Here is a 672-nt window from a genome sequence, read left to right as displayed (position 1 = left end):
CCCCATATCCATTGAAAGATGCTGCGACAAGTACACTCAACGTCAGCTCCTCGCGGAGGCCGATGTTCCAATGCCTGCTTATCGCTTGGCAGCGAATGCGACGGAGGTTCAAAGCTTTGCAGCGGAGGTCGGGCTGCCGGTAGTTCTTAAGCCAGCCATCGGCAGCGGCAGCATCGGTGTCCGCTTGTGCCGCAATGTCGAAGAGGTGGCCGAACACACGAACCATCTGTTGGGCGGGGACCTTACGCAGTCTTTCCCAATCCTGGTCGAAGAATTCGCACAAGGCCCCTATTATTGCACTCATATAATGGGAAATGAGGTCATTGGGATTGCCGCTGCTGACTTCAGCCCGCCACCGCATTTCGTCTTTCATCAGTGCATCTGCCCAGCCCCGCTGAGTGATGACGAGCATAGGCGTATCGCCGATCTTTCGTTGCGCTGTTTGCGGGCTCTCGACCTTGGCTGGGGGCCAACGAACATTGAGCTCCGGTGGACGAGGCGTGGCCCAGTCGTCATTGAAGTCAATCCGCGTCTTTCCGGGGGTCCTCTCTCGGTTCAGCTGGCTTACGGCATCGATCTCATCAGCGAGCACATCAAGCTTGTCATCGGCGACGAATGGAATTTGCGCAGACGGCATTCGAATGTCGCAGCATGGCGGGCTCTACTTCCTGA

At 57.0% G+C, this 672-nt stretch carries 1 protein-coding gene; it reads left to right on the top strand.

The genetic code is table 11. The features are described from left to right. Positions 1-672 (top strand): ATP-grasp domain-containing protein (locus EOA49_RS32280; RefSeq protein ID WP_127243614.1); only part of this gene is annotated, 672 nt, incomplete at both ends.

It is taken from the genome of Mesorhizobium sp. M1A.F.Ca.IN.020.04.1.1 (assembly GCF_003997315.1).
In the GTDB taxonomy this organism is placed as follows: domain Bacteria; phylum Pseudomonadota; class Alphaproteobacteria; order Rhizobiales; family Rhizobiaceae; genus Mesorhizobium.
Note: the sequence above shows the minus strand (reverse complement) of the source record. Positions and strands in the feature narration are given on the sequence as shown.